This is a genomic window from Paenibacillus monticola (assembly GCF_009664975.1).
GTDB lineage: Bacteria > Bacillota > Bacilli > Paenibacillales > Paenibacillaceae > Paenibacillus_AQ > Paenibacillus_AQ monticola.
In genome coordinates this window covers 476,342-489,519 of the sequence record NZ_WJXB01000004.1, presented here as the reverse complement: position 1 = coordinate 489,519, position 13,178 = coordinate 476,342, and the positions used below count along the sequence as shown (strand labels likewise).

Sequence of the window (13,178 nt, the reverse complement as noted above, 5' to 3'; positions counted from 1 at the left end):
TATCTTCTTAGGTTATTGTAACGTAAACCTGAGCAGATTACAAAACTATTGTCATTGGTAAGTTTAAGCTTTATTTTTGGATACTCCTGTATCTTATGTGAAATTCATTAAAATAATCCAATCCTACAATTCAGACTTGCATACAAAGCTATCGATGACTGAATTCAATTTCAATATAATACTAAAAACGACCACCTCGCAAAGGATATCTACGAGATTGGTCGTTTTCCACTTCATTACTCTTAGTTAAAAGTTTTCGGGAAAATAGCTGTACTCTTCTTCAGGAGCTCTACGGCAATCTTACCAGCTTCTGCACGCGTTAGCTTGCCTTTAGGGTTGAAGTTATAAACTGGCTTCGTCTGCCCCGTGATGGTCAATGCACTGCCTTCCATGATTTTAGCTTTGGAGACTGCTTCAACAGCTGGACGAGAATAGAAATCCATACTACCGCTGTCTACAAAGGATTTGGAAAGACTGGTTAACAACTTGGCATCATTAGTGGACATTTTCAACTTAAGCGCCCGAGCGATCATAACTGCTGCCTGTTCACGAGTAAGCGGCTGATCCGGGCCAAAGAAACCATCACTTAGCCCTGTCACAATCCCTGCTCTTGCTGCCGTCTCAATACTTTTAAAATTCCAGGTAGTCGAAACTGCCTCAGGAACAATATCGAAGAACGTTTGCTTGTTAGCATCATAGTTTAACGGAATATTCAAACCTTTGATCAACAGGGTAGCAAACTCACCACGAGTTGTTGTGTCGTCTGCACCAAAAGTATCAGCACGAAGGTTAGTCATAATCCCTTTGGAATAAAGACCGTTCAATATATTTCTAGCCCAAGGATGATTGGTTATATCCGTGTAGCCTCGACGAAGTTTCATAACAGTGTAATAACCGAATTCATCAAACGGAACTGTAACCGTGTGATTCTTGGTATCAACCTCACCCCCGATATTCTCCCATTTCCCTGCATCTGAATATCGGAAAACCGTTACTGAGGAACCCACTTCATCTACAACGTTAGCGTTGAAAGTAAGGGTTAGTTCACCCCGCTGAGAAGGGATAATCTTTCGAGTCTGACTGTACTGAGTAAAATAACCTTCTATAGAATAAGGAGCAATCCCGTTGGTCGCAGGGGTATAGTTCGCTGTCCCTTTAGTTCCCACTTCTCCCAGACCACCATTAAGCCAGTAGACATCAGATATTCTCGAAAAATTATTGGTTGAAGCCGTTGAAGTAAAGCGCAACACCAAATCCTGTGGAATAACTAGCGGACTCTTGCCCTCAGGCGTTCTGGCATCTGCAGCACTGACATTAATGATATTCCCATAATCATTTTTCCGTTCAACTACACCATCAACCGGATCCGCTATGCCGAATAACAGTTTGGTATCTGGATAGTATTTAGCTGCACCCGTAGTGGTGTAGCCTTTCATGATTGTACCTTTCGGGAATGACAATTGAAGTCCTTTATTAAATATACTGTACTTAGTAGCTACTTTCTCTGCCATGAACTGTGTGTCAACCTGAACCGAACTTGCATAATAAACACTAATCGTATCACTTAAGGTCGAACCCGCACGAACGATTTGAATTTTTATCGTTGTTGCCTTGTCCGGCTTCAAACCCACATAGTCGTAAGTAAAACGATTGACCAGATCCGTACGCGGTATAGCTTCGAACTTATCAATAATAACCTTAGTAGCACCCTCTGCTTCAATGTCGAACCGAACAAAGTTTTTGTTAACGACAATTTGATCACCCACCGTCGCTACAGGTGATAGTATGCGATATGGGGAAACTTCACGAACAACTTCAAGTCTTTGAGTTGTTCTTGCTCCTGTCTTGTTGATAAGCTCCAACGTGTAGACATGACTCCCTGGTGCGTCAAATTCAATATCACGAATACGCAACAGAAAATCTTTATTGCTGCCCCGATAATCAAAATATTTACCAGTTCCCGCATAGGGCGCTGGCCCCTCACTCTCGTTATCGTTTGTAAGAAGCTTTGGTAGCCCAACTGAGGAGAAAACAAGATCAGATCCCTGATATAAATTAACGATGGTAGCCCCACCACCCCGCAGGACCAGATCGTATTTCTCCTGGCTTGTTGTGTATTTCTCATCCTTATACACAAACTCTGCAGGCAATGCCAGAATCTTATTTCGTTCCGTTTCATTTGTTAGAGAATTTGTTGTGAATTGGGTACGACCTTCTCCTAGAGCAGGATGAAACTGAGTCAGATTTGAAACATTAGTATCAACAATGTAAATGCGTAGTTCTTTGGTGATTAACCGTTGATTTCCCGCTGCATCCATGGAAACCCCAGTAAATACAATTTTGTTCTCACCATATACATACGGGCCTGATTGGCTGATAGGCAAGCTGAAACTGAATTTAGGAAATATTAAATCAGTATCTTCAATATCGAATTTAGTTGGAGTCGGTCCGTTATTTGGCAAAGATGCACTATCAATACCATTGATTTGCACCTGTGCACTGGCGATATTCTCAAATCCAATATATTCTCCTTCTACAGTCAATTTATTAGTAGTTTTGTTGGAATCGAATTCATATGTTTGGCCATCCTGCAGATTACTTACATAAATATAATTCTTGGACACATAAGAAATATCTGCATTGTAGAAAGACTGAGACAATTCATACCGGAACTGCACCTTCTGCTGTCCGTTTGAAAATCCGGTGATCTGGTATATATATTCATTCGTTCCCGGACCCGGAATTGGAGCACCCAAGGTTAGAGCTTTGTCACTCAAGGGCAAATAATTAGCAGTTAATTTCACTCCTGTATCAGGGGCTCTATTTGTCTTGACCAGAATATAAAAATTATCTTTTTCCATTTCCTGACCGCTCAAAGGTAATTTTGATCCCACGCTGCCAGTAGTATAGTCTGGTAAATAATACATATCCGTAATTACTGTTTCGCCGGGTAAATATTTATAAGAATACACTATTGAACTGCTGTAGGTACCGTAATCAACGGAAAGTGTAAAATCATTGGAACCCGAAATAATGGGTAAATCAATTGAAGTTGTAAAGGTTACCAGTTTATATGCTGCTGTCACACCATCAGCACCCGGAATTGTTAATTCTTTTGAAGGAACCACATTAATTGTAGTAACAGGCACTGCATTTGTAGTCCCTTTATTAATTGTAAACTTGGCAGTCGATGCAAATGATGCTGTATTGTAAGGCACCAGAATCTGTCCGGAGAAGCTAGCTATCGTAGTAATTTTGGACGTTAATGTCGGTATGTTATCTAGAATATTGTAAGCTGTTCCATCATGATCAATATTTAGTGAAGCATAGGGTTGATCCGTATCAAAGAAATATACGGAGCGGTCTATCGTAATGGAATCTGAAGCATTCTTCACAATAATTCTTAACGTGCTAAGCCCTGGCTTTAAGGTCAAAGCAGGTGTAAAGAATGTTCCGTCTTCCAATAGAGAAGTCTGCAGCGCAACTCCGCCATTCACAGAAACACTTACGCTAGTAGCATTTGTTACACTACCTTGGACAGTAATTGAAGAGACTGGCACAACAACCTGTGTACCTTCGTTCAGGTTAAGTGCAGTTGGCCCACCCAATACCTTCAGCGAGCTTACATAAGGAACCTTATCATAAAGAACATAAAAGGATTCGGACCGTTTCAGATTCCCCTGCATACCGGAAAAGGTGACTTTATTAAAACCTGCGTACAAAACAACACCACTAGTGGTGAAACGATTGCTTGGACTGTTGCTATCTGTCGTAACTGTTCCATTAGTCAATCGAGTAGAATCCGTTGTCCATTTTAATGTTGTACTGTTCTGGGTAAGTTGTTCTACCGTCACTTGCATCGTTGATGCTGTTACCTGCGAATAGGTCCCTGTAACGGATAAGTTCTGATTACTTGTCTTGTATACGCTACTTCGGCTAATCAAACCTGCTGGATTAGGAACAGGGGTAGTCGCTACGACATCCTGATCCAAAGCCACTGTATTGCGCAGCGTGAGATCATCCGGGCTAAAATAAGTCGTGGAAGCTGCCGCCGCTTGGGGAGTGTAGTTGCCGGGAAACATAGAAACAATCAGAGCCGCCAGCAGCAGCCAAACGAATGGTCTCTTAAAGCGTTGCATGTGTATATCTCTCCTTTGAGTATAGGTTCTCGTAAATCATCACTGTGTTCTATATCGGTCACGGCAAGTCATATTTTTAGAGATAACAGCAAAAAACTCACCCGAAATCGGATGAGTTTTGTTAATAAAGGAAAATAATACAAAATTGAAACCTTTATCACTTAAGATTTAGAGCTTCTTTCTGGATCAAGCTTCATACGCATTCTTAGAAAGAAGTTAATCAGAGGACGTTTGGTCTTGCTGATCACGCCAGTGATTTCCGCGCCTATCTGCAGGAAGAACAACATTACGCAAATAACAACGAAAGTCACCCAGTTGGCTTCATAAAGCGCTGCAGATGATTGAATAACAGCTAGAATACCAAAGAAAGCAGCAATACCGTAAATGATTAGTACTGTCTGACGGTGGCTAAAGCCCAGCTCGCGGAGACAGTGATGGAGATGACCTTTATCCGGTGCGAAAATAGGTTTCTTCTGTAGCTTGCGGCGCACAATAGCAAAGAACGTATCCGATAATGGCACACCGATAATAAGCAACGGAGTAATAAAAGATACCAACGCTATCTGCTTAAATCCGAGGAGCGCCAAGAGCGCCAAACAAAAGCCCAGGAATAAGGAACCGGTATCACCCATGAAGATTTTGGCAGGATGAAAGTTGAAGAACAGAAAACCTATGATGCTACCTAGGAGCAACAGGCAGAGGAGCGCTACCATGGTATTACCCATTAGCAAAGCCATCACAGCAATTGTTGCGATTGCAATCCCCGATACACCAGCAGCAAGCCCGTCCAATCCATCAATCAGATTCACAGCATTCGTCACACCAACAATCCAGAAAATCGTCAACGGGATAGATATCCAGCTTTCCAGTGAAGAGTACGTATTATTAAATGGAATATTCACGAAAGAAACAGTAATGCCAAAACCAAAAACAACGATACAAGCTGCGGCAATTTGGCCCAGTAGCTTCACTTTTGCTGAAAGTTCAAAACGGTCATCCAGAGCACCAATTAGAACAATTAGTCCGCCACCACACAGCAGCGCTTTGATGAAGTTGACCTCCCGCGGAGTAAACTCATAAGGAATAATCGGTAATACGGCAAGCAGGCCTAACACAAACGCCAGAAAAATACCTAATCCGCCAAGGCGGGGCATAATCTTCGTATGCACCTTGCGGGCATTCGGCACATCAGTTGCACCTATCTTAATAGCGAATCTCTTCACCAAAGGCGTCAAGCACAGTGCGAGTCCCATGCACACGATAAATCCGGCGATGTATATAATTAACATTTGATCAGTCGACCCCCATTTCTCTACCGCATTGAATTATACGCTGTTAGGAAAACAAATTCCAATTCCGTTTTTAGGCTATTTCTTTGATTTTCTCAGTGAATATCCGCATTTCAGCCTACTTTTGTTACCTTATCTTTCTCTCGCAGCACTTTTACTGCGAATTTCGGCAGCGCAAGCATTCTTTTGTAACGAGTAGGTTCTTTCAATAGACGATATAACCACTCAGCTCTCAAACTTTGGAACAATTTAGGAGCACGGCGGCTCTTACCTGAAATGACATCAAAGCTGCCGCCAACTCCCATCATGATCGGTACAGCGAGCTGAGATTTGTACTTGGCAATCCAAGGCTCCTGACTATCCGCACCTCTTGCCACGAATAACAGATCAGGTCCGGCAGCAACAATTGCCTCTACGACTTGCTCATCTTCCTCCGGTCTGAAAAATCCGTCGCGGTAGCCGGCAATGATGATACCCGGATATTGTAGTTGTAACCTACGTGCTGTTTCCTGAATCACTTCTGGCGTAGAGCCAAGCAGATATACCTTCCAGCTATATCTTTCTCCTTGCCGCAGCAATTCATGTAAGAGATCAAAACCTGCCACACGTTCGGCCACAGGTTCACGACAATAACCAGCTGCCCATACTACTCCAGTACCGTCAGGTACAACAAGCTCTGCCGACTTCATGATATCCATGTAAGCCGGATTCTCCAATGCGGCCATAACCATGATTGGATTTGCAGTAATGACTTGATGCGGCTCACGCGTATGAACCGCCTCGGTCAAAAAAGAAACTGTTGCCGCCATATCGACTTTGGATACCCGGATGCCAAAAATCGGAACTGTGGGAATCATACTTTCAGCTTTCACTAATATATCACCCTTTATGAGCTAAATATTGAACAATCTGCCGAGCTGGAGCCTCGGCCTCTTGAATTAAAGTGGCAATGAGCAGCTCGCGTTCACTTCTCCAATCGCCTCCTGCTTTCAAGAGATGAAGTACCTCGGAAGCCACATCTCCACTTCTTAATTCAGCGGTTGTACCCACGGGACGACAATGAATTCTGTCCAGAAAATGATCAATTTTGGGATCATAGGAAATCCCAATAAGCGGCACATACCTTCCGGCAGCGTAGATCAGACTGTGGAGGCGCATCCCAATCAATACATCACATCGACCAACCTCACTCAGCATCTTCTGCGGATGAAGTGCATCCTCACAAATGCTGATGATACCCCCATGCTGTGCGATCCCTTTCTCCAGCTTATCCATCACATAACACGAAGCATCATTATCGATAGGCTGATGAAATGGTAGAAAGCGTACATGAAACGGAGCCACACTGCATGCCTCTATCAGGCCTTGAGCAATGATATCCAGTTCTCTACGATCCTGTTCCCAATACCGCACCGATACTCCTACTACTGGTAATGTATCGATAAGTTGAGCAGTAGCTTCCAGAGTCTCATCTGTTTCCTTATCCTCTGGCAGGGTCAATCCCATTACCGGATCAGGTACCACCTCTATCTTCTCCTGCCGTAATCCCATGGATTGCAAAAGCTGGCGGGATTGTTCATCCCGCACGGATACATAGGCACATTTGCGGAACACTGCTTTGATGAGAGGATGGAACAACTTACGGTTCACCGGACCTATTCCTTGAGCATAGATAAAGGTTGGTTTACCCATCCACTGTGCAAGTTTGATCACACCCAGATAATAAGGAATACTTTTACTGCCCGTTACATCCTGCAGCAGACTGCCACCGCCACTGATCAGACCGACACTCTCCGAGATTGCCCGCCGGACCTCGCCAAGCTTCATCCGGTGTACAGATTCGACACCATAAGCTGCAGTTGTCCATTCAGGATCTATAGACAACACTACAGGCGTTATTGATATACCCGCAGCTTGGGACTGTTTCTGCAGCGCAATCAGAATAGATTGCAGTACCGCCTCATCTCCGCTGTTATGGAAGCCGTAATAACCGGAGATAACTACCTTTTGAGGAGCGGCGACCATCTTTTCCAACACCCTTCTGCCATTTGCCAAATGATTATTGCTATTACACCGAGGATTAGACCGAGTCCAAGGCCCAATAATCCGCGGACCAAGGAGATCAGCGCCGGTGAATGAATATGCGCAAATGTATCTACCATAGAAAGCTGGCCTATCACAGCGATAATCATGATGAAAGCGGCATTCCGGTATTTATAGGCAAGAAATGCTCCAAGAATAAACAACGGATGTGCCAATAGGAATTCCTTATTACGTGGCCGGACGCCAACGGTATTCTCCAGGAACGTACGGAATGACATTTCCAAAGAACTTACGCTGCCTCCGTTACCGGTACGGCTTAAATAGTACATGCCGAGAATTCCCAGAATACCCGCTGCGATTACCCAAGATAGTGTTATTGGTGTACGCAGTAGTTTACCCGTCTTATTAAAGGCAAACTCACCACGGTACAAAAGCACATACAGGGCAACGAGACCAATAGGGGCTATATGCAAAAGACTCACCCCACGAAACTGGTCCAACACCAGACTGTAAGTAATATTATTAAGCAGGGCTATCACAAAAGGTACTGCACTCAGTGAGATCAGTGCTGTCTTCACATAAAGCACCAAACTGTGGGCTAATCGCCGCTGTGGGCTCATAACCACATAGGTAAGCGCGTTGCTTCGCAGCGGAGGGCCGTTTTCATTGATTTTACGAATCGCAAGCACGGTAGCCACTGTCGGTGCACTAATCGCTGCAGCAAGGGCAAGAGCTTGTGCAAAAAGGTCTGGCTTCAATACCATCAGCCCTGCTCCTCCAAGCAGCCCCAACACAAAAGCTGCAAGTGTAAGCAATGGAATGAAATAAGAAATCATCAAGGATACTAATGCAACTGCACCAACAACCGAAATTAGCTTGAAATAACGCTGAAAGGATGAATCAACAACCTCAAAGGCAGTAGCTTGTCCTAAGCTAAAGCCATTATCTTTTATTTGCTCAACAGCTCCCCCAGGTTCGCTAAGACTTGTAATCAGGTTATCGAGGGAATCTGTAATCTGCGCCTTCGTAGTATCACGCGACGGAATTGTATTCAGATAGATCATCCGAATATTACGATCCTTAGTCGCAAGTGCGAAGCGGTCGGAAATCACTTCCGGAGACAAGGAGGAATCACCTTCACTAAGTGAATACAGCCGTGTCACATTATAATCCAGCAGATAGGCTAGCTTATTAAAACCCTTTTGCTGTTTCTTAATATTTTCAATGGCCGCAATTCCCATTCCATGCTGCTTAAGGAGATCCGCGAATTGGGTCACACTGTTCAAATCCTCGTCATCTGTGTAACCTTTGACAGATTCACCTTCAAACAGGATCCGTTTGACGCCCAGCTCCTCGTAACGATTCAACAGCTTCTCCACAGAGGCCTCATTGTACGTCAGAGAGTCAACCAGACGAGGGACGATATTGAAGCCTTGGTCATGCAGCATCTCCAGTGTGAACGGATCTGGCTGTAGCGGTTTCAGTGTGGCATCTTCAAGTGGAGTCTCGATGATAAGCCCCTGCTGTCCGCGAAAGGTCCAATCTTTTGTAGCGATACCCAGAGAACTAAATGCTTCCCGAATTAGCGGCGACAAGGCCGTATTATTCTCCGGACTGCTAAAGAGGACGTATGTATAGTTCTCGTTCTCCGGGATAACGCTCTCTGTAAGATTTGCTATATCTGTTGCACCCCAGAGCATTAGTCGGCGGGCCTTGCGTAAATCATCAAGTGTGCTCTCATAAATTGCCATACTCTGTACGCCAGCATCCTTCAAGCGAACAAGCTGCTCGGCAATATAAGTCTGTGGATTAACGCGGTAACTGGCAACTTCAACCAAATCGCGATAATCAAATACAAATTCAACCGTTTTGGAAGATTTCTCCGTCTGCAGGCGGTCATAGACGACAGGCAAGGCTGCTATTACGCCAACCACGACTATAATCCATAGCCATTTCCGCGAAGATATACTCCAACGTTTCCATTTCTGTTGCACCAAATGTACCTCCTTCTAGATAATTGTTTATATTCAGGGCAAAAGCCTGGTGTACCGAGCGCAGCTACCAAGAAGTTGTGAGCATATTGTTGTGTTTTCAGCTCAGGCCCCCTGCTTCACCACGTCAGCACCAGACTTTTTAGGGAAAAGATCATTTATTGTTTATTAGTTCCCGTCAACACGGGCCATAACCTGCTGCGCGAGCGTGGCTACCTTGTCCTTGGCATTCTGCAGGGATTCCCCACGTACCGCAAAATAGACCTTGATCTTCGGCTCTGTACCGGAAGGGCGCAAGCAGAACCACGAACCGTCAGCCAGCAAATATTTCAATACATTCTCTTTCGGCAGCCCATTAAGTCCTAACGAATAATCCAAAATCTCGCTTACGGCTGAACCTGCCATTTCCTGCGGCGGATTACTGCGCCAATCATTCATGATTCCTTGGATTTGTGCAACTCCATCTTTGCCCTTTAAAGTACGGGATTCCAAGCTTTCTAGGAAATAACCGAACTGCTCGTACAGCTCTTGAAGAACTTCATATAAGGTTTTCCCCTGCGCCTTGTAATAAGCCCCCGCTTCAGAAATAAGCATTGCGGCTAGAACGGCATCCTTATCTCGAGCATAGTTACCGGCAAGGTAACCATAGCTCTCTTCATAGCCAAAAAGGAAGGTATACTCACCGAACTGTTCAAATTGGGTCATCTTTTCCCCAATGTATTTGAAACCGGTCAATGTATTGAATACAGTAGCGCCATAATGGGCAGCTACAGCCGCGCCCATCTCGCTCGTCACGATGGTCTTCACAACAGCACCGTTATCGGGCAGCTTGCCTTGTTCCTGCAAACGGCTTAGATAGTAATGAATCATCAGCGCGCCAGATTGATTGCCAGACAGAACTACAAACTTGCCTTCGTTATCGCGGACTACAGCTCCCATCCGGTCTGCATCAGGATCGGTACCAATCAGAAGATCGGCATTCAATTCTTCACCCAGCTTCATACCCAGTGTAAAAGCCTCCCGCTCCTCGGGATTCGGTGATTTCACTGTAGAGAACTCGGAATCAGGTTGCTCTTGTTCAGGTACAACATACACCTCTGTGAAGCCGATTTTCTTAAGTACACGGCGGACCGGAAGATTACCCGTGCCATGCAATGGAGTATAAACAATCTTGAAATCACGGCCTAGAGTAGCAGCAATCTCTTCGTGGGCAACACTAACTGCAGCCACGGTATCTGTAAATGCTTCATCTTCCCTCTCATCCAGCCAGTGCAGCATACCTTGTCTCTCTGCCTCTTCCTGAGAGATGCGTTTCACGGCATCGAAAGAATCGACCTGTAGTATGTAGGAAATGACCTTCTCTGCTTCGTCTGGCACAAGCTGTCCGCCTTCTGCATTGTATACCTTATATCCATTATATTCAGGAGGATTATGGCTTGCAGTAATAACTATGCCACCTGTTGCCTTCAGATATCGAACACTGTACGATAGCTGTGGTGTAGAGCGCAGGGATGGGAAAAGGTGAGTTTCAATTCCATTGCCTGCCAGTACCAGGGCAGCTTCCAATGTGAATTCCGGTGAGAAGCGGCGGGAATCGTGGGCAATCACCACAGAGGGTCTGCCTTCTCCAGTATGTTTCTCCAGAATATACTTAGCGAAGCCTTGAGTTGCCCGGCCTACTGTGTACCGGTTGATGCGGTTGCTGCCTGCACCAATAACACCTCGTAAACCGCCTGTACCAAACTCCAGATCTCTGTAAAAGCGTTCCTCCAGCTCCTGAGGCTCATTCTCCAGAGCATTCAGCTCCGCCTTAGTGTTGTCATCAATAGAAGGGTCCTGCAGCCAGCGTGCTAACGTCTCTGCGGCTTTTGGGCTTAATTGAGTCATATGAAAATCTCTCCTTCTCCAGGTATGATTTAATAATATGTGTTTAGCTAAGCGCAAACATAATTTCTCCAGAAGCCACAACTTTCCCGTCTACCTTGGCTGTAGCTTGTCCTTTCCCGATGCTGCCTTTAAGTCGGGTAATCTCTACTTCCAGTACAAGTGTATCTCCTGGCACTACCTGACCGCGGAACCGGAAACCGTCCAAGCCTGCCAGAAAGCCGATTCTTCCCCGATTAGCTTCCAGTCCCAAAATAGCAACTGCCCCAACCTGAGCCAGTGCTTCTGTAATCAGTACACCTGGCATAACCGGGTATCCCGGAAAATGACCTGCAAAAAAGGGTTCATTTACTGTTACATTCTTGATCCCGACAGCTCTTTTACCCATTTCAATTTCGGTGATCTTGTCCACAAGCAGAAATGGGGGACGATGGGGGATTATTTCTTGAATTTGTTTAATATCCAGCATTATAACAAAACTCCTTTCGGATGTAACCGCGTCTTAGAACAAGCTGCCGCTGCAACTTTTTACAGTTATTCTATACCGGTCTGCATAAATATAGGCAGCTTCGGCAAAAATTATATATATCCTTCACCACCTGCAGAAGTGGAGGTTGAGATAAGGGGCTTTCTCCACCGCACGCGGCAGCCTGGCGGAGAGGGCCCTTTTTGCTTGGCCTAAGTCCCCCATCATTATACATTTTTCAGTATAAAAAAGAAAACTCCCTTATACAAAAAGGGAGTTCTGAATCAGCCATATTTATGGAGCAAAAACTAAATCATAGACATGCTTCCAAGTGCTCCATAGAAGCACATCACTAAATTCTCTCTTACCGAGCACGACATAACCGGTCACCAGACCGCCTGCCAGAGCCGCTACAAGCAGCAAAGGAATCAAAAACCACTGGATAATAGTCCATTTCGATATTCCGCGCTTCCGCACCGGCTCTTTGTCAACTTCCGGTTTGTCATTTTCCTGACGATTCATTCCTTCACCTACCCGCGCAAGTTATTAGCCAGACCAGCCATTTGGTCACTGGAGGTAAGCGCCCGCGCCGCCAGCTGGTATGTGCGCTGGATCTGCATCAATTCGGTCATTTCCTTACTCAAATCGACGTTGGATTGCTCCAGCCATCCTGATCGCACTCCAACTGCCGAAGCCTCACCTGCAGCTCTTTGTATAAAAGCCTGCTGTGCCGTGACTCCGTCAGCGAGCACATAGAAATTACCATCTACTGCCTGTAGAGCATTCTTGCTCAGCGGCTCTACAATCATTATTCTACCTGCTACCTGAACAGTATCGCTCTCGTTTTTCTTCGTCAATACCTGTCCACTCTCATCAATAGCAGCACTTACACCCACAGGTACTGTTAATGGATTGCCATCTGTGTTCAATACCTTATTGCCCGTATTATCTACCAGTACCATATTCTTTGCATTCGTTGTATCCGGAATAAAATGAAAATCACCTTGGCGAGTATAGGCGGTAGCACCATTGACCTGAACTCCGAACAAACCGTTGCCCTGCAGCGCCAAATCGGTCGGTTTACCCGTTTCCTTCAATGGCCCCTCATCCCAATTGCTTGAAACCGTGGGTACACGGACACCATAGCCGATGTTAAAGCCGAGCGGCGTGCCTCGGCCTGGTTGCTCATAATCAGCCGACTGTTGCTGTACACGGGTTAGCACATCTTCAAACGAGCCCTCTTTGCTCTTATAGCCGTTCGTATTTACATTGGCTATGTTGTCTGCAATAATATCGAGCCGTTGCTGAAGACTGGACATAGAGACTGTTGCACCGATCGTCGAATTGTTCATTGATCAAACCTCCT

Annotated in this window: 9 protein-coding genes; all 9 read right to left on the bottom strand. The window is 45.2% G+C overall.

Annotation, left to right across the window (positions count from 1 at the left end; translation table 11 throughout):
• Window positions 1-242 precede the first annotated feature (242 nt).
• The gene (locus tag GJB61_RS14820) at window positions 243-4,139 is read right to left on the bottom strand and encodes an S-layer homology domain-containing protein (protein ID WP_154119260.1); all 3,897 of its coding nucleotides are present in this window, start codon (window positions 4,137-4,139) and stop codon (window positions 243-245) included.
• 161 nt (window positions 4,140-4,300) lie between these two features.
• Entirely contained in the window at window positions 4,301-5,428 is a 1,128-nt protein-coding gene (locus GJB61_RS14815; RefSeq protein WP_154119259.1) for a glycosyltransferase family 4 protein, read from the bottom strand.
• A 113-nt stretch (window positions 5,429-5,541) separates the two neighbouring features.
• Window positions 5,542-6,285 carry a WecB/TagA/CpsF family glycosyltransferase gene (locus GJB61_RS14810; protein ID WP_154119475.1) on the bottom strand — a complete coding sequence of 248 codons (744 nt, stop codon included), beginning with the start codon at window positions 6,283-6,285 and terminating at the stop codon, window positions 5,542-5,544.
• A 22-nt stretch (window positions 6,286-6,307) separates the two neighbouring features.
• Window positions 6,308-7,453 (bottom strand): polysaccharide pyruvyl transferase CsaB, encoded by a 1,146-nt coding sequence (gene csaB / locus GJB61_RS14805; protein ID WP_154119258.1) that lies wholly within the window; start codon window positions 7,451-7,453, stop codon window positions 6,308-6,310.
• Window positions 7,429-9,465 (bottom strand): DUF5693 family protein, encoded by a 2,037-nt coding sequence (locus tag GJB61_RS14800; protein ID WP_338115830.1) that lies wholly within the window; start codon window positions 9,463-9,465, stop codon window positions 7,429-7,431. The genes csaB and GJB61_RS14800 overlap by 25 nt, the downstream gene beginning before the upstream one ends.
• Window positions 9,466-9,630: 165 nt before the next feature.
• Complete coding sequence (locus tag GJB61_RS14795; protein ID WP_154119256.1) at window positions 9,631-11,349, bottom strand: phospho-sugar mutase; 1,719 nt, start codon at window positions 11,347-11,349, stop codon at window positions 9,631-9,633.
• A gap of 43 nt (window positions 11,350-11,392) precedes the next feature.
• A complete protein-coding gene (fabZ, locus tag GJB61_RS14790; RefSeq protein WP_154119255.1) occupies window positions 11,393-11,815 on the bottom strand; it encodes a 3-hydroxyacyl-ACP dehydratase FabZ in 423 nt (140 codons plus the stop codon).
• Between the two features lie 291 nt (window positions 11,816-12,106).
• Window positions 12,107-12,334, bottom strand: a complete 228-nt coding sequence (locus tag GJB61_RS14785; RefSeq protein ID WP_154119254.1) for a DNA-directed RNA polymerase subunit beta — start codon at window positions 12,332-12,334, stop codon at window positions 12,107-12,109.
• 8 nt (window positions 12,335-12,342) lie between these two features.
• Window positions 12,343-13,164, bottom strand: a complete 822-nt coding sequence (locus GJB61_RS14780; protein WP_154119253.1) for a flagellar hook-basal body protein — start codon at window positions 13,162-13,164, stop codon at window positions 12,343-12,345.
• Window positions 13,165-13,178: the final 14 nt, after the last annotated feature.